The organism is Shewanella sp. MBTL60-007, assembly GCF_019654915.1.
Classification (GTDB): Bacteria; Pseudomonadota; Gammaproteobacteria; order Enterobacterales; family Shewanellaceae; genus Shewanella.
This window is the reverse complement of record NZ_BPET01000036.1, coordinates 17,199-40,858: the sequence shown is the minus strand read 5'-3', so window position 1 is coordinate 40,858 and position 23,660 is coordinate 17,199. Positions and strand designations below refer to the sequence as shown.

Genomic DNA, 23,660 nt, shown 5'->3' with positions numbered 1-23,660 from the left:
GGCGTAATTTGGCGCAGTGAACACTAAGGAAATATCCATGCCTGGTTTTGAATTATTTGGTCCTGAAGAGAAACAAGAAGTCGCGGATGTAATGGAAAATGGCTTTACCTTCCGTTATAACTTTGATCATATGCGCAACGACCGCTGGAAAACCCGTGAAATGGAAGCCCTGCTATGCGAAAAGATGAATGCCCAGCATGCGCATTTAGTCTCTAGTGGTACGGCTGCCTTACAAACAGCAATGGCTGCAGCTGGAATTGGTGCTGGTGACGAAGTTATCGTGCCGCCTTTCACCTTTGTCGCTTCGGTTGAAGCCGTATTTATGGCTGGCGCAGTCCCTGTTTTTGCAGAAATCGATGAAACACTTTGTCTTTCTCCAGAAGGTATTGAAGCGGCGATTACCCCAAAGACTAAGGCAGTTAACTTAGTTCATATGTGTGGTTCGATGGCTAAGATGGATGAGATCAAGGCGATTTGTGCTAAGCACAACTTAGTATTACTCGAAGATGCCTGCCAAGCAATTGGTGGCAGTTACCGCGGCCAAGCACTGGGCACCATTGGTGATGTCGGCTGCTACTCTTTTGACTCGGTGAAAACCATCACCTGTGGTGAAGGTGGTGCAGTTATCACCAACAATGAAACCATCTACAATCATGCCCATATGTTTTCAGATCATGGTCACGACCACGTTGGTAATGACCGCGGCGCTGAAGGCCACCCAATTATGGGACTCAACTTCCGGATCTCTGAGATGAACTCAGCTATGGGTCTAGCACAGCTACGTAAGCTAGATAAAATCATCGACATCCAGCGAACCAACAAAAAGCTAATTAAAGATGCAATGGCTGAGATCCCAGAAGTTTCTTTCCGTGAGATCCCTGATGTTGAAGGTGATTCAGCAGGTTTCCTAACCTTCTTTATGCCTACTGAAGCACGCACAATCGAAATCAATAAGAAGCTAGCCGAAAACGGTGTCGATGGTTGTTTCTACTGGTATATAAATAACTGGCACTATTTATCAAATTGGAAGCATATCCAGGAGCTTAAGTCTCCTTCTGCGCTCCCGATAACACTTATTGAAGACAGACCCGATTATACTAAGGTGTCTGTGCCTAAGTCTGATGCAATCATGAGCCGTACTATCTCAATGCTTATTAAGCTGTCATGGACTGAGGAAGAAATTAAGCAGCGTATTGAAAACATTAAACGCGCTTTCGCTTAAGCAACAACTAGTATCCGTCGCGCCGGGGATATCGGCGCGATGGCACATTTTAAATTAATGGCCCAACGGAGAATGTCGTAATGAGTTTTAAGAATTTCAAATGTGTACCAAAAATGATTTTTGGTCGCGGTTCATTTGTTCAGCTCGATCAAGTGCTAGCAGATGAGCGCCAATTGGAAGATGATTTTGTGGTGTTTTTAGTTGATGATGCGCATCAATCAAAACCATTAGCTAATCGTGTTCCAGCCAAAGCGCAAGACTTACTCATTTATGTCAATGTGGATGACGAACCCACGACAAAACAAGTTGATGCTCTAACCGAGCAAGTTCAAGCTTTTAATAGCAAATTACCCGTCAGTGTTGTTGGTATAGGTGGAGGTTCGACCCTAGACTTGGCAAAAGCGGTATCGCTGATGCTAACAAACCCAGGCGGGAGCGCTGAGTACCAAGGCTGGGATCTGATTAAGAATCCGGCCATTCACCATATTGGTATTCCAACGGTATCGGGAACCGGCGCTGAAGCGTCTCGCACAGCTGTTCTTTGCGGACCAGTACGTAAATTAGGCTTAAACTCTGATTACACAGTGTTTGATCAGATCATTATGGATTCTGAGCTTATCGCTGGCGTGCCAACTGATCAGTGGTTCTATACAGGCATGGATTGTTATATCCACTGCGTTGAATCACTAGAAGGCACATATTTAAACGAATTTGCTAAAGCATTTGCCGAAAAATCGATGGATCTTTGCCGTGAAGTCTTCCTAGACGATCATGAAGAGAAAGATGATAAACTGATGATGGCATCTTATATGGGCGGTATGAGTATCGCCTATAGCCAAGTTGGCGCGTGTCATGCCGTATCTTATGGTCTAGGCTATGTACTGGGCTACCATCATGGGATCGGTAATTGCCTAGCATTTGATGTACTTGAAGAGTTCTACCCAGAAGGTGTTGCCGAATTCCGTAAGATGATGGATAAACACAACATCGTTCTGCCGAAGAACATCTGTAAAGATCTTCCTGACGAAACTATCGCTAAGATGGTTGCCGTGACCAAGAGCATGGGCCCGCTTTGGGACAATGTTTACGGTGAAGGCTGGGAAGAAAAAGTCACCGACGAAATGCTGACTAAGCTATTCCGTCGTATCTAAACTCTAGCGTAAGCATAGAATGGGCTTCAAAAAGAAGCCCATGATACTTTTTTAAGTAGGTAAATTGAATGAATGTAACCTTATTAATCCCTGCTCGTTACGGCTCAAGCCGTTTCCCTGGCAAGCCATTGGCGCCTATTAACGGCAAGCCAATGATCCAGCATGTCTACGAGCGCGCTGCTTTAGCAAAAGGGCTTAAAGACATCTATGTCGCCACCGATGATGAGCGCATTAAAAACGCTGTAGAAGGTTTTGGTGGCAAAGTTGTTATGACAGGTGCAGATGCCGCATCGGGTACGGACCGTATCGATGATGCAATTACTCAGCTAGGTCTTGCTGATGATGATCTTGTTATTAACTTGCAAGGCGATCAACCACTTATCGATCCTATCTCTATTGAGCAACTTGTTAGCCTATGTGAGCGTCACCCAGGTGAATTTGATATGGCAACTTTAGGTGTTGAGATAAAAGACGAAGCTCAGATTAATGATCCTAACCATGTAAAAATGGTATTCGATAATAATTTTAATGCCCTATATTTTTCTCGTGCAACGATTCCCTTCGGTCGTGACAACAGCGATTACCCTGTATACAAGCATCTAGGTATTTACGCATATACACGTAAATTTATTCAGACATTCGCAAAGCTGCCACTTGGCCGCCTAGAAGATCTTGAGAAACTTGAACAGTTACGCGCACTCGAGTATGGCTACAAAATCAAAGTTGCCATAAGCGCCTTCGACTCACCTGAAGTGGATACTCCAGAAGATATCCGCATTTGTGAAGCTAGACTTGCCGTTGACTAATTGAGGTTAAGTGATGTCAGATCTTGAAGTGGGTTTATTGATTTTACTGGTGCTCGGAGTGATCGCCAGTAACCTTGCAGTCTTAAAGTACAGTGCTAAACACAAGATGACCCAATTTGGTAAAAATCATCACGACAAAAAACGTTCTAATAAAGATGGAACGGAACAGAAAGAAAGTGATCAAAGCGGTGTTACCACACCTAGCAATGATAAAAAAGTCGCCAATGACCAAAGCCAGAGTGACAAGGCTGACAAATCATAGATAGTAGGCAATCGCTATTAGCCACTTCAATTAAAACTCACAAAAAAGGCGCTTATCGCGCCTTTTTCTTTACGTAATCCAAACTCTAACTAGCCTCGCTATTGGGACAACTCCTTCTCAAGCTGCTTAGCTATCGCCTCTGGAGAACTGGTATTTTTAGCTAATAAAGAATAAGCGACTGGAATAACAAACAGGGTAAAAAATGTCGCTAACGTTATACCTGAAAGCACAACCACACCGATAACGAAACGAGTTTCCGCCCCCGCCCCTTCTGCAAGTACGAGTGGTACCGCTCCCGCAGCCGTGGTGATTCCCGTCATCAAGATGGGTCTAAGCCTTTGGCTTGAAGCCTGAATAATCGCTTGCTGAAATTCAAATCCTTTGTCTCGTAGCTGATTGGCAAATTCGACTATTAAAATACCATTCTTTGCAGCCAAGCCCACCAGCATGATAATGCCTATCTGACTGTAAATGTTAAGACTCTGATCCGTTAGCCATAAGCCAATTAGAGCCCCAAGCGTAGCCAAGGGAACCGTCAACATGATCACCAACGGATGAATGTAGCTTTCAAACTGTGCCGCTAGCACTAAAAAGACAATGCCTAAGGCTAAGATAAACACAAAATACATCGAATTTCCGGAGTCTTGATAATCAAGTGATTGGCCCTTATAGCTGACAATTGCCTCGGTAGGCAAATACGCGTGGGTCAAATCATTGAGATAATCTAACGCTTCTCCTAGGCTATAGCCATCGGCCAAGTTGGCCTCAATGGTAATCGCCCGCATACGATTATAGCGATTTAACTGACTAGCGTCGGCAAACTCCTCTATAGAGATAAGGTTGGAGAGAGGAATAAGCTCTTTGCTCCTATCGGAGCGCACGTAGATATTTTCCAGATCGTTGGCGGTATTTTGATTATCTCGGTTACCTTCAATGATCACATCATATTCTTCACCATCTCGCATGAAGGTAGTGACTAAACGAGATCCCAACATTGACTCAAGCGTACGGCCGATATGAGAAATGGATACCCCAAGAGCAGCGGCTCTGTCTTTATCTATTACCACTCTAAGTTGCGGTTTCGTCTCATTATAATCATGATCTAACCCCACTAGATTTGGGTTTTCTTTCGCCTTTTCAATAATAATGTCACGCCACCTAGCAAGCTCTTCATAACTTGGCCCACCAAGGACAAACTGCACTGGCTTACCAACCCCTCGCCCAAAGGCCTGACGCATCACAGGAAAGGCGCGCACTCCCGCTAAGTCAGATAGACGGCCACGAATATCACCAATAATCTCGAAAGCGCTACGTCGAACCGCCCAATCTTCCAAGACGATGATCGCCATACCATTTGAGAAGTTTGCGCTACGACCGAAGCCTCGTGGAGCTCGAATAAGAAGCCGCTTAATTTCACCAGCCTCCACAAGTGGCATCAAGCGATTTTCAATCTCATCCATATATGACTCAATATATTCAAAGCTCGCGCCCTGAGGGCCGTTAACGATCAGGAACATCGAGCCCCTATCTTCTCTCGGTGCAAACTCCTTAGGCACCTCATTAGCCAGAAATGCGCTACTCACCAATGCAACGAGAATTAAGGAAGAGACTAAAAATGGATGCCCCATAGCCTTAGCAAGAATTGAGCGATAAAGGATAGACAAGCTATCCATTCCCGCATCAATTTTACGCACTAACCAGGGATCTTCTCCTGAAGGCTTAAGTACCTTTGAGCACATCATAGGACTTAAGGTCAAAGCCACAATACTTGAGAATATCACCGCTGCACTCATGGCAACCGCGAACTCTTTAAACAGCTTACCCAAATCTCCTTCTAAAAAGGTTATCGGCATAAATACCGCGACTAGCACTAAGGTGGTGGCCACGACAGCAAAGGCCACCTCACGTGCTCCCAAAAACGCCGCTTTTAACGGCGAATCCCCCTCCTCAATTCGCCTATGGATATTTTCAAGTACCACAATGGCATCATCGACGACCATACCAATAGCTAAGATCATCGCTAATAATGTCAGTAAGTTAATGGTATAACCTAAGGCAAACAATACGATAAATGTAGCCATCAAAGAAACGGGCACAGTAAGGGCAGGAATTAGCATGGCACGTACACTACCCAGAAACAGGTAGATCACTACGATGACTAAAAACATCGCAATAAACAAAGTTTGGTAGACCTCTTTAACTGAGGCCTCAATAAAAACAGAGCTGTCGTAAGAGCGTTTTATCTCCATTCCAGCGGGTAGAGTCGGGTTAATCTGGTCAACTAGCTTGTTTGCGGCTCTTGCTACATCTAATGTATTAGCCGTTGATTGCTTGGAGACACCTAAACCAATCATGGCCTCACGGTTACCTCTAAAGGTTATACGCTCCTCTTCGGAGCCGATTTCAACTCTAGCAACATCACCCAACTTAACTAAGTAGCCATCATCACCTTCAGCTAATACTAAGCTAGCAAAGTCATCAGATGTTTTAAAACTGCGCTCCAGACGTACAGTAAAATGACGTTCTTTTGATTCAACACTCCCGGCGGGCAATTCAACATTTTCAGAACGAAGCGCGGCTTCGACATCGGCAACCGTTAAGTTTCTCGCAGCTAGAGCTTGTCTGTCGATCCACACTCGCATGGCATAAACTTTACCACCACCTAAACGCATATTAGCCACACCATCAATCACTGAAAAACGATCGATTAAATATCGGCGAGCGTAGTCTGTTAGCTGAAGGGTTGTCATTTGGTCTGAAACAAGGTTCAACCACATGATCACTTCGTCGCCACCATTGGCTTTTTGAACCTCTGGTGGATCGGCTTCCTCAGGTAAGTTGTTTAACAGTCCAGAGACTCTGTCTCTCACATCATTTGCTGCAGCCTCGATGTCACGACCCACATCAAACTCCAGAGTTACATTAGAGCGACCATCGCTGCTCGATGAGCTAATATGCTTAATGCCCTCAACACCGCTAATCCTGTCTTCGACAAGCTGCGTTATACGACTCTCTACAACAGCAGCACTGGCGCCACGGTAGTTAGTTTGTATCGACACAACGGGAGGATCAATATTGGGGTACTCTCGCAATGGCAGTTTTTCAAATGCCACTAGGCCAAAGATGATCAACAGGATACTGATGACCGAAGCGAAAACTGGTCGCTTAACCGAAATATCAGTCAAGATCATGCTACTGGCTCCACATTCGCTTGCTCAAGAAAACTAAAGCGTTCACTAAATGTCACCTTCACTTTATCGCCAGGACGTACTTTTAATAAACCACGGATCACCACTTGCTCACCGAGTTCTACGCCATCTAAGATCTCGACCCAACCTCGCTTACGTAAGCCGAGAGCGACCTGCTTTTGGGCTATCACGCCCTCTTCATTTACCAAATATACATAGTGTCTGTCTTGTATTGGGATGATGGCGGACTCAGGTAAGATCAGCGCTTCTCTGCTCGTCTTAATCAACTTCACTTTCATCAGCATCCCGGGCAATAAGCGCTGATTTGGGTTGGGGAGTTCCGCTCTGACAATCACCGCACGAGTTGTCGGGTTTATACGACTATCGATAGAAACAACTTTACCTTCAAACACCTCACCATCGAAGGCGACCGCTGTCGCTTCAACAGTTTTACCCAATGCCAATGCTTGTAAAAAGCGTTCTGGTACAGAAAAATCAAGTTTGATCACCGAGATATCATCTAACGTCGTAATCGCATCACCAGGAGAAACGAGCGCACCAACACTCACCTGACGTAGCCCTAGCGAGCCAGAAAAAGGCGCGACGATACGTCTATCACTCAATGCTGACTGAGCCTGAGCAAGTTCAGCTTTCGCCGTATCGATGAGCGTTTGCAGCCTATCTCGTTCAAGCTCTGCGATGGTTTGGCTCGTTACTAAAGTGCTAATACGTTCGAGCTCTCGCTGATGATCATTCACTTTTACTTTCGCCACGGTAACACGGGCGTCTTGCTCACTATCTTGAAGCTGCACCAGTAAGCGCCCTTTGCTGACTAAATCACCGTCACTAAAATTAACCTTTGTCACCACATCGGTCACCTTTGGCGTCACCGTAATCGACTCATTAGCTTTACTGGTACCGAGTGCTTCGACCTCATCACGAATGGCTTGCATCGATGCCTTCGTGACCACCACATTAGGTGTTGGCCGCGCTCTTTTGACTTTTTCGCTCGGAGATTGTTGTAGATAGAAATAAGCACCAGCGGTGCCAATTAATGCGAGGATTATTATTATTTTTTTCATGAGTGCCCTGACAGACGAATGTATCCAATTTTTGTCTAGTTTACCTTGAGACAAATTGGCTTCAATACGTTTTACTTTTTCTTACAAATAACACACTTGCGTCACACTCGTCGGCTAACAAAGTAAATAATGAGAATTCAGACAATATAGAGTCAATAACGGCAAATTAACTAGGATACAAGGATAAATGTAAGGTTAAACCTTGCTAAGCAGCAGAAAGGACCTTTATCTAAGAGGAGGGATAAGCACATGAAATAGAGGCTGATGATACATCTGCAATGCGTAGATAACAAAAAAGGAGCCTAGGGCTCCTTTTTTAAAGTGATCGCAATTAACGTACTTTACGGTCTTCTTGCATTAACTCAGAGAAACCATCATAGACTGCGGTAACAACCTCATTTGAGAGAGGCTCATTTTTCGCATTCAATAGGTGGATTTCAGTTTTATCATCAATGCCATCTTTTAGTTCAATACGGTAAGAGCCCGCCTCGATTGGCAGCTCTTTCTCACCCCATAGAGAGCTCCAGAAGCCTGAATCATCAGAAACGTTAATGTAAAGCAGGCCTTTGTTGCTGTCCATATCGACAATCTCAAAGCCCATCTCAGGTAATACAATACGCAGACGATCCCAAGTACGTTTGAACTCTGCATCGGCTAACCAATACGCCTGCTCTTCAGCGGCTGTGATCAGGTCAACATCGATACCTAAGCTTTGCTTAAGACGTTTAGCCTTAAGTGCCTTAGCACGTTCAATACTGATATAACTAATCGAGTCATTTAATCTATCGATAGTATAGCGACGCTTATCTTCGCCACTGAGTAGAATGTCCTGTAGATCGCCATCATAGCTCTCTTCATGCTCAATAAGGTCAATAGTTAAATTACCACTACGACCATGGGGGCGAACGTCAACATGGTAGATATAACGTTGCTTAAGCTTATAGACCTTATCACTGCCCCAAAGGCTTGATTCGATCACTTGGTCACTCTCGATCCAATCAGTCTCTAATGTGCCTTTTTCAAAATCTTCACTGCGTAGCGAAATTGATTTGCTGGCGAAATATTCTTTTAGTACCTCGAAAAGCTCTTGCTTAAGGTCGATGTCGTTATCAATCGATTCAACTACGATTTTGATATTGTCACTGCCCTCTTCTACACGGGTACCTTCTGCCATTGGCAATACCTGTAGTGGCGGACGAATATCTAGCCTTTTACCCACTAAGCTTTGATCTACTTTACTGCCCACAGCAGGAATATCGTACTCCTTGCTGTATGTCGGCTTATGTAAACCTTCAGGAATAATTAATTGTGGCTCAGCAGTGAGATCTTGATAGTTCTGATCCGTATCGTTAGCCTGCCTTCTGTCAATCGGCGTACTACATGCAGTAACAGCTGCAACTAAAATTAGTGGTGATATTTGCTTTAGCATTTATTATTTAACCTCTATTCGGGCATTTTTCATCGCTTCTAGCAACAGACCATGAAACTCGGTAGAAAGTTCAGTCAAAGGTAAACGAATTGTTCCATTGCTAATGAGTCCCATACGATGTGCAGCCCATTTTACAGGGATCGGATTGGCTTCGCAGAACAGTACGCTAAACAATTCTTTAATCGATTCTTCGGCGGTAAGTGCAGCAGGAATATCTCCAGCCATAGCCGCATCACACATGGCTTTGAACTGCTTAGGTACGATATTATTCGCAACCGAGATGACGCCATTACCTCCCAATGAGAGAAACTCTCTTGCAGTCGCATCGTCGCCACTATAAAGAAGAAAATCATCGCCGCATAATTGACGTAGTTGTTTTACGCGAGAAAGGTCTCCCGTTGCCTCTTTAACACCGATAATGTTGCTAATTCCAGCAAGCTCGGCAACGGTTTCAGGGCGCATATCAACCGCTGTTCTTCCTGGCACATTGTAAAGAATTTGCGGAACATCTGTGCTCGCGGCAACTGCAGTATAATGAGCAATAAGTCCCTTTGGCGTTGGCTTATTGTAATAAGGAGTTACGCCTAGCATAGCTGCCACGCCCACATTAGAGAGGCCTTTGGTCAGCTCTATCGCTTCAGCAGTTGCATTGGCGCCATTTCCGCCAATAATTGGAATTCTACCTGCGGCAAACTTCACAGTCTGCTCAACAACAGCAATATGCTCCTTTGCTGGCAATGTGGCTGACTCACCGGTTGTGCCTACCGCTACGATGGCATCTGTACCTTGGGCGATATGGTACTCAACTAAACTTTCAAGACTTTTATAATCAACTGTGCCGTCACTGTTCATTGGTGTGACTAAGGCAACGATGCTTCCGTATATCATGTATATTCCCCAAGGGTTCAGGACAGGCTATGGTACTGATGCAATCCACTAAAAACAAGCACTACAACGCAAGACTTAAGCATATTCATCATCAAGTTGAAACATATTAAATATGTTACAGGATCACAATGACAAGGGTCGCATTCTGATTAAGTTGTGATAGCATTAGCCACCGCACAAAAAAACGTTATTTATTTGACGCTTTTTTTTAAGTCTAACTAATAAGAAAATGGGGTATTAAATGTCCAATCACTTGGTCGTTACTGCAATGGGGGCCGACCGTCCTGGTATTGTTAGTAAGTTTGCACGACTCGCTAGTGAGTGTGACTGCGATATCGTTGATAGTCGCATGGCACTTTTTGGTAATGAATTTACCTTAATTATGATGCTTTCGGGATCATGGCCATCGATCACTAAAATGGAGTCAACGCTACCGAGCCTAAGTGTCGAGCTAGAGCTGTTGACGGTTATGAAACGCACGTCAAAGCACACACCGCAAAATTACATCTCCCGTTTAGAGGTAAACTTCAGCGGTCACGATCAGCGCGGTACAATGAAAAAGATCACTCAGTTTTTGGCTGACAGATCATTAGATCTCGCTGCAGTGAAGTCCCATGCAGAAGAAGACGCTACCGGTAAGCCAACACAAAACATTAGCTTAACGATCAATGTGCCTGAGAAAGTCGACTTAGATAAGTTAGAAGTTGGCATAAATGAATTAGCAGAAGAGTTAACACTCGAGTGTACGATCGAACGTATGCAAGGTGTCGAAAGCTAGACTTTTAAGGATAAAAATATGAATACCTTAACCGTTGGCGATAATGCGCCACTTTTTACCCTACAAAATCAAAGAGACGAAAGCATTAGCCTTGCCGAGGCGTTGAAAGCAGGCCCTGTACTGGTTTATTTTTATCCAAAGGCTTCGACGCCTGGTTGTACAGTACAAGCATGTGGTCTTAGGGACAGCAAGGCTGAACTCAACGAGCTATCAGTAACAGTGCTTGGGTTAAGCCCTGATCCCGTTGCAAAGCTTGCCAAGTTTTCTGACAAACAAGGCCTTAACTTCTCTCTATTAAGCGATGAAGACCATGCAATAGCCGATGCATTCGGCGTATGGGGAGAAAAGAAGTTCATGGGTAAAGTCTATGACGGCATTCATCGCCTAAGCTTCTTAATCGGACAAGATGGTAAAGTGGCTCACGTGTTCAACAAGTTTAAAACTAAAGAGCATCACGAAGTCGTACTTGAGTACCTTAACAACATGTAATGTTTACATTTAATCGAAAAAGGAGCCTATTGGCTCCTTTTTATTACCCTATGTATGGATAAATCAATGCTGCTGCAATTGACCACATGGTGATACAGATAAACCTATCCAGATAACACCACGCTTTAGGCTTTTTAAACACTGGGCTTAAATATTTAGCACCTAAACTTAAGCTGAAAAACCAAACGAAAGAAGCTAATACCGCTCCCGCTCCAAACCACTGCTTTTCCGTTCCCTCAAACTGTACGCTAATACTGCCGAGTAACACCACCGTGTCTAAGTAAAGGTGCGGATTGAGTAGGCTAATCGCCAGTGTTGTTAACACCGCCTTCTTCAAGCTATCGGCAGCTAACGTATCATCGCTCTCCATTCTTGACTCGCGAAAAGATGATTTTAATGCACCATAACCATAAATCAGCAGAAACAGCGCACCGCCAAAACTGGCGATATCTTTAATCAATGGGAAAGCCAAAATAAGGTGGCCTAAACCAGCGACACCTGCGGTTATCATAACCGCATCGATAAAAGAACAGATAGCGGCTATTGGTAACGAATGAGATCGTTTAAGCCCTTGTTTTAGAACAAATGCATTTTGTGCACCTACTGCCATAATTAGGCTTCCGCCAATTCCCATACCTTGAATAAATGCTGTCTGCATACCTACCTCAAATCCCGCTTAATTTCGATGGCGCAAGCATAATACCGAGCTAAAAATAAGTACAACTAATAAATTTAATAATGTATAAATAAAACTTATCTTTATTGTTATTTGATACAAGGTACAGAGGATGTTTGATTACGCACACCTAAAAGCCCTCTCAATTGTCGTATCCCAAGGCGGATTCGATAAAGCCGCCCAGCACCTGTTTATCAGTCAATCGGCGGTATCTCAGCGGATCAAGCAGCTCGAAGACAAAGTCGGTCAAGCCTTGCTCGTTAGGTCTAACCCTGTAGTCGCAACGGAAACCGGTAAACGACTCCTCAGACATTATGCTCAGGTACAATTGCTTGAAAGTGAACTGCGCTCTGAAATGGATGTGGACGACCCTTCCCTACCTACAATAGTAAAAATAGCAGTTAATGCCGATAGTCTAGCCACTTGGTTTCTTCCCGCATTAACCGAAACCTTTAAGTACCATAAATGGTTATTAGAGCTCGTTGTTGACGATGAAGCTTACACACACCACCTATTAAAAAGTGGTGAAGCAGTTGGTTGTGTAACAACTACACAGATTGCCCTATCGGGTTGCAGTAGTGAATATCTTGGCAATATGGAGTACCAATGTGTTGCAACACCGGCGTTTATCGAGCAGTACTTTCAATCAGACGAGGCAACAGATGATATTGCCCAAGCCCCCGCGGTGGTATTTTCAACTAAAGATAAACTTCACGATAAGTTTTTAAGCTTTTACTTTGATATCAATGATAAGAGTTGGCGGGAGCACAAAATTCCCTCTTCCGAAAGTTTTCTTGAAGCGATAAGGATGGGATTGGGTTATGGCTTAGTGGGCCACTTACAGGCTAACCCCCTACTTGATAGTGGTGAGTTAGTAGAAATCTTCCCCCATAAACGCATGCAGGTGCCGCTTTATTGGCAACACTGGAACATCAAGGCGAAGCAAACCAGCATTATTTACCGTGCATTAGCCACGAGTGCAAAAAAGTTATTGCTCTCCTAACTCTTCCCTTTCAAGCTCACAGTAAAAAAGGGGCTCTATGGCCCCCTATATCACACAGATACACACTAATTGGTGTCTTGTAATCTATCATCTTCCTGAGGAGTAGATTTATTCTCATCAATTTGAAGAGGTACTGGCCAAGCATTGATGACGGCCTTGACGAGTGACGCCAGCGGAATAGCAAAGAACACCCCCAAAACGCCCCATAAACCACCAAAGATCAGCACAGCAGCGATAATAAATACCGGATGTAGATCAACAGCATCTGAGAATAAAAGCGGTACTAATACGTTACCATCTAGTGCTTGAATAATCCCGTACCCCACCATTAGATAACCAAACTCAGGACTTATTCCCCACTGTACAAATGCTACTAGGGCAATAGGAAGTGTCACTAACGTCGCACCAACATAGGGGATCAAAACCGACAGCCCAGTTAATACACCAAGCAGCGCCGCATACCGCAGATCCATTAAGGCAAAGAAGATATAACTGACCACCCCGATGATAACAATCTCGATAACTTTTCCACGAATGTAATTAAAAATCTGTTGGTGCATCTCGTTCCAGACTTTTCGCGCCAAGTCACGATTAGTCGGAAAGAAGCGCTTACTGCCTTTTATCAGTTCATCTTTATCTTTTAAAAAGAAGAACACTAATAAAGGAATTAAAATCGCATAGACCATGAGCACTAACAGTGATGCAGAGTAACCTAAGATCTGCTTGCCTATATCCAGCAAATGCTGGGTATCTAACATCTTCTTGAGCTCTGCAACCATAGTGTCTAGCTGACTTGGGTTCACAAATTGGGGATATCTATTGATATAAAGCTGGGCGGTGTTAAGACCTTTGTCGATCATGTTAGGTAAATCTGCCATCAAATTTACCCCCTGACGCCAAATACTCGGTACCAAGCCAAAACTAATTAACAGCATTAAACCGATAAACAGTATAAGAACTAAAGAGGCGGCTGTAGGCCGATTGATCCCGATCCGCGCCATCTGAGCGACTGGCCACTCTAATAAAAATGCCAATACCAAGGCGATCAATAATGGGGCTAATAAGCTACCAGCAAAGTATAGTGCGAGCGCGAAGCCCACTAAGATGAGTACTAAGGTTACAGCTTGCGGATCACTAAAACGTTCTTTATACCAACGGCTTAAAACAGATAACATTCATACTCCCTAGCTAGACGACTGAGTTGACAATTGCAGCCATCGTTAAAATCATATTTCACTCAATGTAAAACTGTATAAAGTCTCTTTTACTTAGACACGGTTATAGACAAAATGCTGTCATTATCTTGTTCGACAATATGGCAATAACCCGCTTTTTTCAGGTAACGGGGAACATCTTGCCTAGAACCGGGGTCAGATAATACAACACGAATGCTGTCGCCTATTGAAAGTTGCTTGAGAGCCAGTTTGACTTTAACAAGCGGCAGCGGACAACGATATGGCGTTAAATCAATAATAATCATAATGAACTTGCTATAACCAATCTAAGGCTATTATCCTAATAAGCAACGCAAACCACAAGCAAGCATTGTGAATTGCTAATAACAGAAGCATAGCCCAAAATAAGGATCCGCTTGAGTAAATCAACTTTATCACAATCCGTTATCGCTGGTGCCCTGTCTTTTATTTTATGTACAAGCTCAGCAGCCACTTATGCCAATAACGACTTACCAGACTTAGGCACAGCCGCTGTTAATACCTTTAGCTTGGAAAAGGAAACCGAAGTCGGTGACGCTTATATGCGAGTGATCCGCGGTTCCGCGCCCATGCTAAATGATCCAGTATTAAACCAATATCTAACTGAGTTAGGTAATAAATTGGTTGCTCATGCAACAGGTGTAAAAACCCCCTTCTATTTTTTCTTATTAAGAAACGATGAGATCAACGCATTTGCTTTTTTCGGTGGTCATGTCGGAGTACATACTGGCTTATTTCTTAATGCTGATACCGAAAGTGAACTAGCCTCCGTTCTGGGTCACGAAATCACTCACGTTACTCAGAGACATCTTGCACGTTCAATTGAGGCACAGCATAAAACTTCGCCAGCCACTATTGCCGGTATGCTCGGTGCAATCTTATTAACGATTGCATCGCCTCAGGCGGGGATGGCTGCATTAGCAACAACTCAGGCTTTAGCGACACAGTCAAAAATCAACTACACTCGCTTGCATGAGAAAGAAGCTGACCGGATCGGTATGCAAGTCATGGTCGATGCTGGATTTGACCCAAATGGTGCCTCAGATTTTTTCGGTAAGCTTGCAACTCGATATCGGTTCACCACTAAACCACCACAAATGCTACTGACTCATCCCTTGCCAGAATCGCGGATCTCAGAGGCTCGGATTAGAGCTCAACAATACCCCCATAGACAGATCCCCGATAACCTTAATTTCCAGCTTGCTAAGGCTCGAATTCAGGTAAGATTTTCCGGATACAGTGAGCAAGCAGCACTTTCTATCTTTGATAAGCAGCTTAAGCATCATCGCTATACATTTAAGAGTGCGGCTCTATATGGCAAGGCGCTGGCCTTGTTTAGGCTAAAGAAATATGACGAATCAGAAAAAATCATCGATGAGTTATTAGCTAAGAGCCCCAACAATCTGTTTTTTATCGATACTAAAACCGATCTGCTTAGCCAAAGAGGCGCACAAAAGGAAGCCATTTCGCTGTTATTAACCCAAAAGCAGTTGAAGCCGACCTCTCAAGTCGTCAATACCAACCTTGCAAACGTCTACATTGAAGATAATCAAGTCGGTAAGGCTATACCTTTGCTTGAGGAGCTTATCTTTCTAGATAAACAAAATCAGCTTCCCTACTTCTTACTGAACGAAGCCTATAAGAAGAATGGTAACAAGGCGATGGAACACTTCGTTAAAGCGGAGTCTTTAGCACTCGTAGCCGATTATAAGACAGCTATCGACCAGCTCAATTTTGCTTATAAGGCGTCAAAAGGTGATGCACTACAACTGGCGAGAATTGAAGCACGGATCAGACAGTTTAGACAGGCAGATAGAGCCTTAGAACAATTACAATAACACCAGTTTGGTTGTGACTATGATCACAAAATAAAGTATCATGGTCACAACTTTCAATAACAATAAAATGCATATGACAAACGTTACTATTTATCATAACCCAAGATGTTCAAAAAGCCGCCAAACTCTAGCCTTACTAGAAGAAAATAACTGTAACATTCATATTGTTGAGTATTTAAAAACCCCCGTTTCCTCTGCAGAACTGACCGATATATTGACTAAACTCGATATTGCTCCTAGGGCGCTAATGAGAGTCAAAGAAACTGAATATAAAGAGCTAGGTTTAGCCGATGCAGCGCTAAGCGATGAACAGCTAATTCAGGCTATGCTCACAACACCAAAGCTTATTGAGCGCCCTATTGTATTGGCAAATAACAAGGCTGCGATTGGCCGACCTCCAGAAAATGTACTCTCTATTTTATAAGTGAGGGCTATCATGAACTCAACAACCCTATTTAAGCTTTGCCGCACAGGTTATGTGGCATTGGTCATGTTGTTAGGGGCATGGTTCATACGCCAAGGACTAACTGGCGAATATTCAATGCTATTTAGCTTACTCTGGCTAATACCGCTATTACTCCCAATAAAAGGGATCCTAACAGGCAAACCCTATACCTATGCCTGGGCAAGCTTTATTTTATGCCTATATATGCTACATGGACTGACCTTGGTCTATGTAACTGAAACTAATACCCTGTTCGCCGTTATTGAGTGCCTACTTATTGCTAGCCTACTTATTGGCTTTCCTTTTTATGCACGGATCCGCGGACGTGAACTTGGTCTTGGGTTAAAGAAAAAGAAAAGTTAAATAATTCGACAATGAAGACGAGCTTCGGCTCGCCCTCATTTCTCTATTGCGGATCACTATTCTGCCGTTCCGAAATAACAATTCATTAAACTATCCTTTGTTTGCGCAACAATTGCCGTGCTATATTGCCTACTTAGCCAGCATTAAAAACAATAAAAAAGGATAAATTCATGCACCGATCCTTAAGTTACCTATTGATAAGTGCCATTGGCCTAACAGGCTGCGGTGGAAGCAGCGACAGCTCTAATGGCAATATAGTCACTCCGCCGCCTGTAGTACCCGATGGCTTAGTGCGCTGCGATACTCAATCCCAGAACAATTCAATCAACACGTCGTCCGATCTAGCCTTTATTACCGAGGCCAATTACCATGCCGGGCAACCTGCTGCTATCATCGCGACACTTAAGGGAAAAAAGGTCTCTGACTTTCAATTCAATTGGACTCAAATCAGCGGCCCCAGCCTCATTTTAAAAAGCATTAAAAGCCCAGTTTTGGCTTTTACAACCAGTGAAAGTGGTAACTATAAGTTTGAAGTGACTGCAGTTGGCAACCAAACTTCTTATTTAGAATCAATTGAAATAAGCGTAGATGCGGCCGGTACCGCACAACTTGCCGCGCGAGTGGATCATCAAGCCAGTGAAGGTAACTCAGTTAGCTTTAGAATCGATACCCCCAATGTCAATCCCCCTTCGCAGATTAGCTGGTGTATAGCAGCAGGTCCAGATGTTGACGTTGACATTAGCACACCGGAAAAAGCCTTGTTCACCGCCCCAAGCGTCAGCGAAGACACCCTTTCGACTCTGAGAGTATCGGCCATTATAAACGGTCAGTCCGTTACCGATGATGTACAACTGTTGATCACTCAAGAAGATGCCATCACCTCCCAGTACTTTGATGAAAGAGTGGCAGAGACCTTTGCCTATAACGACAGCTCGCCCTATAAAGATGACTTACAACCATGTGTGTACTCCAATCAGCTTCAGCAAAGTTGTAGCATATCTCGTCTTCCATTAATCGGACAGGAAGCCAATATAGACACGCAGACAATATTGGACAGAGTGTTAGTATCCCATCAGTGGATGGGGCAGAACTTCGAGTACTTTCTTGAGAATCTCGACCCTAACAGCGATTTCGCCACTCTGTTACAATCAGTAACTGCCATTGTGATTAGCTATGATGTTCGCCCCTCCTTTTATTGGGTCCTCACTGGGGCAATATATTTAGATCCAAACGATCTTTGGCTATTAGCAGAGGAGCGTGACACCATAAACGAAGCTCCGGATTATCGTAGTGGCTTTGGTAATGAGTTAAACTTCTTAATGCCTTGGCGCTATGTAAAGAATAACAGCTATACCTCTTATGTTGTGCCAAGGAGCGTACGTACAGACCGAACAACGCAAGAGATGATGCCGGACTTAGCCTCATTGCTTTACCATGAGTTGGCACACGCAAATGACTTTTTCCCCCGAAGCATACACGCAAGTTTATCAGGGCCGACACTACTTGATGATTATCTCCGCCGTAGCGATGCAAAGCAGCTGATCTCCGATCAACTGGCGACACTTTATCCCCTTGCCAGCCAAGAGATGGCCAATTTGGCCGAAGTCAGCTTTAAAGGTGAAACCGCTAACGATACCCAAAAATCCTATACTGCTGGCGACATCAGTAGCTTCTTTTCAGCGGACCGCGCCACAGACTACTATGCCTATTCGACAAGGCGTGAAGATGCGGCAATGTTATTTGAAGAAGCTTTGATGAGTCATCGATACGCAATACAACGAGATGTCGCGGTAACCGACAAGCCTGATAATCCCACAGCGAGTAGTATCACCGTCGACTGGGGGCAACGCGGGCGGATTGGCGATATAAAACTCGAGAATCGCGCTGTATTTGTCATCGACCAGATGATGCCTGAACTTAACGCACTCTCTTTGGTCAATGCTTTGCCAAATCCAATTGAGATGAAGCAGGGTCAGTCTTGGTCTGAAAACTTAGTCATCTCTCCCACTAGTAGCCCACAGCGAAATAAAGCCGCACCTCAGAAAAGTTATTCTCCTGAATTACGTTTAAGCGGTGATAGGCATATAAAGCCCGTGGATTAGACGATGGAATAGCGACACTTAAAACAGAAAGCCCAGATGATTATCTGGGCTTTTTTATTCGACAAATCAATGGAGCTAAAGGCGCAACATCTCTTTAATGAAAGGGATTGTCAATTTTCGTTGGTGAACCATAGAGGCTTTATCGAGCCTATCGAGTACATCAAATAATGTTCTTAAATCTCGTGCCAAACGATTTAGTAGAAAGCGTCCAACATCTTCTGGAAGCTGTAAGCCCCTCATAGCCGCTCTGCGCTGCAGTGCGGCAAGCTTTTCATCATCGGCCATAGGCTGTAGCTGATAATTAAGCCCCCACTGCATACGAGACACGAGATCCGGCAATGAAAAACCGCTGTCACTGGGTGAAACACTTGCACTGACGACTAACGCACAAGTTTTCTGTTCTGCAATTCGATTGTAAAGATCAAATATCGCCTCTTCCCAAAGCGGGTGTCCTGCAATCGCATCGACATCATCGATACAGACTAAATCCAGTTTTTCTAGCCCTTCTAATAATGCGGTAGAAATACTCGCATGGATCCCAAGAGGAATATAGAAACTACTTCGACCTAGATCGTTAGCATGGGCACAGGCGGCGTGCATAAGATGGGTACGTCCAGATTTTTCTGGGCCCCATAAAAATACAGCACCATCCGACTTGCCCTCTGCACAATCTTGTAAACTTCGAATAAGCTCATCATTACCCGCTGCTGGGTAATAACTATTGAAAGTTTCATCATCAGGTAGATGAACTGGCAGTGATAATTGTAAAGGAGAGTTTGACTTCACTCAGGTACTTCTCAATGGCGCAATATTTCTATATTAGACACACATGGTAGCATGTGTGTCTCGTGATTGGGAGCTATTGCCCTTTCCAATAATAGATCTGTGTCTCTTTCTGAGATGCTTCTATCGCCTCTACCGAGGAGTATTCCTGATTTTGCTGATTATTTGACTCAAAGGTTCCGACTTGAGGATCCAGTGACAACAGCCTATGTAGATCGGCTTCATCACCAAATAATGCAAGATTGAACTCAACAGTTTGACCTTGAATACTGGCTATACTGGCCGACTTAATCGCACTTAATTGAGCAAGGTAGCGTTCGATCACCACAAGCTGCTTGATATCCGTTACATCAACAAAGGCTATTTTAGTCGTGTTACGCTCACCGGAGTCTGCAATCGCATACTGGCCAACATAATATTCACTGGTTGCAGCAACTATCGCGGAAACAGCATCTTCAATGGTTGCCGTCTCACCACTGCTATTAATAAGCGATGTCATCTGCAGCGCCTGTGGATCTTTTTCTCTAGGATAAAGCCCCATCTGATACTGATACACAGCCCCTTGGGGTTCGATTGTCGCCATTAAAAAATAATTTGCCTGATATCTTAACGAGGCATTAGCTACGTTGTCAGTGAAACGTCCTCGAATATCATTTACCCCCACCTTCATTGAGTCATCAAGATCCATCAATGGAAAAAGTAAAGGGACTGCGCGACTCGATGACTCAGAGTCAAATGTGTTACGACTTGATGAAGCTGCGCCGTCACTTAATATTTCACGACCTCCATTTTCGTTAATAACTAGCCAAACTAAGGTTAGGGGTCGTTGTTTTCCCCATACAGGTAGGCCCGCCTCTCTCAATAATCGAATAATGCGCTTATGGTCAAAGTTCACCTTAAGGTATAGTTCACCGGCATCTTCAAAGTAACCATACTGAGTCATTAACGAGCTAGCGCTCTTCAACTGTTTTTGAACTAATGGATTAGTTAAAGCTGCCTGTGTGCCAGAATTTTTAAGGATTACGGCTGCAAAGGCCTGCTTGATCCCCTCACTTCTAAGCGTTGTGGCTCTTGACTCAATTGAGACTGCGGCTTCATCAAGCGAATTGACATCCGCAGCATGTACCGGTGCAGATAGACTCGCAAGAAACGGAAAAGTAACAAAAATACCTAATATGAATTTCAACATGTTTAAGATTCAAGGACGACTCAATAGGCAAAATTGTACCACATATTTTTTGGTTTAGGCCGAGTAAAAACCACCAGACCACCACAAACCGACTCTCTTTTTCCTGATAAGGTTCACATACTTCGCCATCAAAAACAGTTATCATTGATAGGTTTACATAAAATTAAGAGAAAAAGAATGAAAAAACTAATGATGCCTTTGCAGGGTGCGCAGATGCTGTTTGTCGCCTTTGGCTCCCTTGTATTGATGCCCCTTCTTACGGGCTTAGATACAAACGTTGCACTCTTTACCGCCGGTATTGGTACTCTACTGTTCCAATTAATTACAAAGCGTCAAATCCCGATTTTTCTAGCCTCATCTTTCGCGTTTATCGCACCCATTATGTATGGCGTACAGACTTGGGGGATCCCATCGACAATGGGTGGCTTAATGGCTGCAGGTCTGGTCTATGTTATTTTGGCATCAATTATAAAAGTCAGAGGCGGCGGTTTTATTAAACGCCTCCTACCACCTGTTGTAGTCGGCCCCGTCATCATAGTTATCGGTTTAGGCCTCGCTCCTGTTGCCGTTAATATGGCTGTAGGAAAGAGCGGTGACGGTAGCCTAATACTTGTTGAACAGAACGTCGCGCTGTTTATATCACTTGCCTCGCTCATCACTACCATAGCCGTAGCTATTTTCGCTAAAGGCTTACTAAAGTTAATGCCTATCCTGGCTGGTATATCTGTTGGATATGGCTTAAGCCTAGCCTACGGTATTGTTGATTTTACTCCCGTGAGAGAAGCTGCTTGGATTGCGATGCCAAACTTTGTCGCTCCTGAATTTAACTGGCATGCCATTTTGTTTATGATCCCAGTAGCAATCGCGCCAGCGGTCGAGCACATCGGCGATATCCTCGCTATCTCAAACGTCACAGGAAAAGATTATCTTAAAAAACCAGGATTACACCGCACACTAGCTGGTGACGGCGTTGCAACCATAGCAGCCTCAGCATTTGGTGGGCCACCAAATACAACATATAGTGAAGTCACAGGCGCAGTGACACTAACTAAAAACTTTAACCCTGTTGTAATGACTTGGACCGCAATTACCGCAATTCTATTCTCTTTTGTAGGCAAGCTAGGTGCACTACTACAAACAATACCTGTACCTGTTATGGGCGGCATCATGTGCCTACTGTTTGGTTCAATTGCAGCAGTCGGTCTTAACTCGCTAATTAAGAATCACGTTGATATGAATGAACCGCGTAATCTAAGTATCGTCGGTGTTACATTAGTATTTGGTATCGGTGGAATGGCCTTTGGTATAGGCTCGTTTAGCTTAACGGGGATCAGCCTTTGCGGTATCGTAGCTATTGGTATGAACTTACTACTACCAGATAATGCAGCCTCACATGAAAAAATTATCGCAGAGAAGATTAACCCTTCTTCATAATTACTGCTAAATACTAAAAAGCCCCTATTGATATCATCATTAGGGGCTTTTTATTAGCTTAAAGCTGTAACACAATAAAGCTTATGCTTGATCGTCTTCAGTCTTAAATTTTGCTGCTGTTTCTTTGATAAGCGTTTGTAGCTCACCTTTTTGATACATTTCTGTCAGAATGTCACAGCCACCAATCAATTCACCTTCCACCCATAGCTGAGGAAAAGTAGGCCAATTTGCGTATTTTGGTAGCTCGGCACGGATATCCGGGTGCTGAAGGATATCAACGAAAGCAAACTGCTCTTCACAGTTGATCATAAGCTGTGCTACCTGAGAAGAAAAACCACAGCTAGGTAACTTAGGTGAGCCCTTCATGTAAACGATAATTGGATTTTCGGCAATTTGCTGCTTGATTTTATCTACAGTTTCCATTTTATTTCCTGATTTAAACATCACTACAATCAGCCCATTGTACGTCAGTATTTCACAGAACAAAAACCTACTTTTTGCATGGTTAATTACCAATAGAAATAATCGATTAAGATAATCGCTCTTTTTGAATAAACAATGATACACTTCACAAGTTTATTAGGTAAAATGTGCCGCAGTGAGCAAGAACACACAAAATAACAAACCAGAGTTAATGGAGAACAGAAATGGCTTTTGAATTACCAGCTTTACCGTACGCAAAGAACGCACTTGAGCCACATATCTCGGAAGAAACAATCAACTTCCATTACGGTAAGCATCACAACACTTATGTTGTTAAGCTTAACGGTTTAGTTGAGGGTACAGAGCTTGAGCAGAAGAGCCTAGAAGAGATCATCAAGACCTCTACTGGTGGTATCTTCAATAACGCAGCTCAAATCTGGAACCACACTTTCTACTGGAACTGTCTATCACCAAACGGTGGCGGCGAAGCGACAGGTCCTGTTGCCGACGCTATCAACGCAGCCTTTGGTTCATTCGAAGCATTCAAGGCTCAGTTTACCGATGCTGCAGTTAACAACTTTGGTAGCGCATGGACTTGGCTTGTAAAAAATGCCGATGGCACTGTAGCAATCGTCAATACAAGCAATGCGGCAACTCCGCTTACAGATGAAGGTGTTACTCCAATCATGACTGTGGATGTATGGGAACACGCCTACTACATCGATTACCGTAATGTGCGCCCTGACTATTTAGCACACTTCTGGGAGCTGGTTAATTGGGATTTTGTTAACGCAAACTTCGCAGGTTAAGCTGTTAACTTTGCAATTAAATGAAAGGAGCCTTAGGGCTCCTTTTTTATTGCTTTCTTAAAAATACAGCCCTTCATCTCAACTGC

At 43.8% G+C, this 23,660-nt stretch carries 23 protein-coding genes; 13 read left to right on the top strand and 10 right to left on the bottom strand.

From position 1 onward, the window contains the following. The first annotated feature begins 37 nt into the window (after positions 1–37). From kdnA to K5Q92_RS14445, 4 genes are all read left to right on the top strand, one after another. The gene (kdnA, locus tag K5Q92_RS14460) at positions 38–1,222 is read left to right on the top strand and encodes an 8-amino-3,8-dideoxy-alpha-D-manno-octulosonate transaminase KdnA (protein ID WP_220769698.1); all 1,185 of its coding nucleotides are present in this window, start codon (positions 38–40) and stop codon (positions 1,220–1,222) included. 80 nt (positions 1,223–1,302) lie between these two features. After that, positions 1,303–2,373, top strand: a complete 1,071-nt coding sequence (gene kdnB, locus K5Q92_RS14455; protein WP_220769697.1) for a 3-deoxy-alpha-D-manno-octulosonate 8-oxidase KdnB — start codon at positions 1,303–1,305, stop codon at positions 2,371–2,373. Between the two features lie 68 nt (positions 2,374–2,441). Further along, on the top strand, positions 2,442–3,179 hold the full coding sequence (gene kdsB / locus K5Q92_RS14450) for a 3-deoxy-manno-octulosonate cytidylyltransferase (RefSeq protein WP_220769696.1): 738 nt from the start codon (positions 2,442–2,444) through the stop codon (positions 3,177–3,179). 13 nt (positions 3,180–3,192) lie between these two features. Next, positions 3,193–3,441 (top strand): DUF2897 family protein, encoded by a 249-nt coding sequence (locus tag K5Q92_RS14445; RefSeq protein WP_220769695.1) that lies wholly within the window; start codon positions 3,193–3,195, stop codon positions 3,439–3,441. A gap of 98 nt (positions 3,442–3,539) precedes the next feature. Here K5Q92_RS14445 and K5Q92_RS14440 read toward each other — a convergent pair whose 3' ends face one another. The 4 genes from K5Q92_RS14440 to dapA all read right to left on the bottom strand — a co-directional run bounded on the left by K5Q92_RS14440 (position 3,540) and on the right by dapA (position 10,028). After that, positions 3,540–6,632, bottom strand: coding sequence for an efflux RND transporter permease subunit (locus K5Q92_RS14440; protein WP_220769694.1), 3,093 nt, complete (start codon positions 6,630–6,632; stop codon positions 3,540–3,542). Continuing rightward, positions 6,629–7,711 carry an efflux RND transporter periplasmic adaptor subunit gene (locus K5Q92_RS14435; RefSeq protein WP_220769693.1) on the bottom strand — a complete coding sequence of 361 codons (1,083 nt, stop codon included), beginning with the start codon at positions 7,709–7,711 and terminating at the stop codon, positions 6,629–6,631. Before K5Q92_RS14435 ends, K5Q92_RS14440 begins: the two co-directional genes overlap by 4 nt. A gap of 331 nt (positions 7,712–8,042) precedes the next feature. Then, on the bottom strand, positions 8,043–9,140 hold the full coding sequence (bamC, locus tag K5Q92_RS14430; RefSeq protein WP_220769692.1) for an outer membrane protein assembly factor BamC: 1,098 nt from the start codon (positions 9,138–9,140) through the stop codon (positions 8,043–8,045). Positions 9,141–9,143: 3 nt separating this feature from the next. Further along, positions 9,144–10,028: a 4-hydroxy-tetrahydrodipicolinate synthase gene (gene dapA, locus K5Q92_RS14425; RefSeq protein ID WP_220769691.1), complete on the bottom strand. Its 885-nt coding sequence runs from the start codon at positions 10,026–10,028 to the stop codon at positions 9,144–9,146. A gap of 241 nt (positions 10,029–10,269) precedes the next feature. Here dapA and K5Q92_RS14420 point away from each other — a divergent pair, with 241 nt between their 5' ends. Beyond that, positions 10,270–10,806, top strand: coding sequence for a glycine cleavage system protein R (locus K5Q92_RS14420; protein ID WP_220769690.1), 537 nt, complete (start codon positions 10,270–10,272; stop codon positions 10,804–10,806). Between the two features lie 18 nt (positions 10,807–10,824). Further along, complete coding sequence (bcp, locus tag K5Q92_RS14415; protein WP_220769689.1) at positions 10,825–11,295, top strand: thioredoxin-dependent thiol peroxidase; 471 nt, start codon at positions 10,825–10,827, stop codon at positions 11,293–11,295. Positions 11,296–11,338: 43 nt separating this feature from the next. On the opposite strand, the gene K5Q92_RS14410 is transcribed toward bcp, so the two are convergent. Then, positions 11,339–11,953, bottom strand: a complete 615-nt coding sequence (locus tag K5Q92_RS14410; RefSeq protein WP_220769688.1) for a LysE/ArgO family amino acid transporter — start codon at positions 11,951–11,953, stop codon at positions 11,339–11,341. Between the two features lie 130 nt (positions 11,954–12,083). Between K5Q92_RS14410 and K5Q92_RS14405 the strand changes: the two genes are divergently transcribed. Further along, entirely contained in the window at positions 12,084–12,974 is an 891-nt protein-coding gene (locus K5Q92_RS14405; RefSeq protein WP_220769687.1) for a LysR family transcriptional regulator ArgP, read from the top strand. 65 nt (positions 12,975–13,039) lie between these two features. On the opposite strand, the gene K5Q92_RS14400 is transcribed toward K5Q92_RS14405, so the two are convergent. Continuing rightward, complete coding sequence (locus tag K5Q92_RS14400; protein WP_259649583.1) at positions 13,040–14,149, bottom strand: AI-2E family transporter; 1,110 nt, start codon at positions 14,147–14,149, stop codon at positions 13,040–13,042. An 89-nt stretch (positions 14,150–14,238) separates the two neighbouring features. Next, positions 14,239–14,454: a sulfurtransferase TusA family protein gene (locus tag K5Q92_RS14395; RefSeq protein WP_220769686.1), complete on the bottom strand. Its 216-nt coding sequence runs from the start codon at positions 14,452–14,454 to the stop codon at positions 14,239–14,241. Between the two features lie 111 nt (positions 14,455–14,565). Here K5Q92_RS14395 and K5Q92_RS14390 point away from each other — a divergent pair, with 111 nt between their 5' ends. The 4 genes from K5Q92_RS14390 to K5Q92_RS14375 all read left to right on the top strand — a co-directional run bounded on the left by K5Q92_RS14390 (position 14,566) and on the right by K5Q92_RS14375 (position 18,936). Then, on the top strand, positions 14,566–16,026 hold the full coding sequence (locus tag K5Q92_RS14390; protein WP_220769685.1) for a M48 family metalloprotease: 1,461 nt from the start codon (positions 14,566–14,568) through the stop codon (positions 16,024–16,026). Between the two features lie 73 nt (positions 16,027–16,099). Continuing rightward, positions 16,100–16,450, top strand: a complete 351-nt coding sequence (gene arsC, locus K5Q92_RS14385) for an arsenate reductase (glutaredoxin) (protein ID WP_220769684.1) — start codon at positions 16,100–16,102, stop codon at positions 16,448–16,450. Positions 16,451–16,462: 12 nt separating this feature from the next. Further along, entirely contained in the window at positions 16,463–16,834 is a 372-nt protein-coding gene (locus K5Q92_RS14380; RefSeq protein ID WP_220769683.1) for a DUF2069 domain-containing protein, read from the top strand. 170 nt (positions 16,835–17,004) lie between these two features. After that, the gene (locus tag K5Q92_RS14375; protein ID WP_220769682.1) at positions 17,005–18,936 is read left to right on the top strand and encodes a hypothetical protein; all 1,932 of its coding nucleotides are present in this window, start codon (positions 17,005–17,007) and stop codon (positions 18,934–18,936) included. Positions 18,937–19,011: 75 nt separating this feature from the next. On the opposite strand, the gene hda is transcribed toward K5Q92_RS14375, so the two are convergent. Further along, entirely contained in the window at positions 19,012–19,722 is a 711-nt protein-coding gene (gene hda, locus K5Q92_RS14370; RefSeq protein ID WP_220769681.1) for a DnaA inactivator Hda, read from the bottom strand. A 73-nt stretch (positions 19,723–19,795) separates the two neighbouring features. Continuing rightward, entirely contained in the window at positions 19,796–20,908 is a 1,113-nt protein-coding gene (locus tag K5Q92_RS14365; RefSeq protein WP_220769680.1) for a DUF2066 domain-containing protein, read from the bottom strand. A 177-nt stretch (positions 20,909–21,085) separates the two neighbouring features. Between K5Q92_RS14365 and K5Q92_RS14360 the strand changes: the two genes are divergently transcribed. After that, positions 21,086–22,342, top strand: coding sequence for a uracil-xanthine permease family protein (locus K5Q92_RS14360; protein ID WP_220769679.1), 1,257 nt, complete (start codon positions 21,086–21,088; stop codon positions 22,340–22,342). An 81-nt stretch (positions 22,343–22,423) separates the two neighbouring features. On the opposite strand, the gene K5Q92_RS14355 is transcribed toward K5Q92_RS14360, so the two are convergent. Further along, positions 22,424–22,765: a Grx4 family monothiol glutaredoxin gene (locus K5Q92_RS14355; protein ID WP_202722041.1), complete on the bottom strand. Its 342-nt coding sequence runs from the start codon at positions 22,763–22,765 to the stop codon at positions 22,424–22,426. A 224-nt stretch (positions 22,766–22,989) separates the two neighbouring features. Between K5Q92_RS14355 and sodB the strand changes: the two genes are divergently transcribed. Then, a complete protein-coding gene (gene sodB, locus K5Q92_RS14350; RefSeq protein ID WP_220769678.1) occupies positions 22,990–23,574 on the top strand; it encodes a superoxide dismutase [Fe] in 585 nt (194 codons plus the stop codon). The last annotated feature ends 86 nt before the right edge of the window (positions 23,575–23,660 follow it).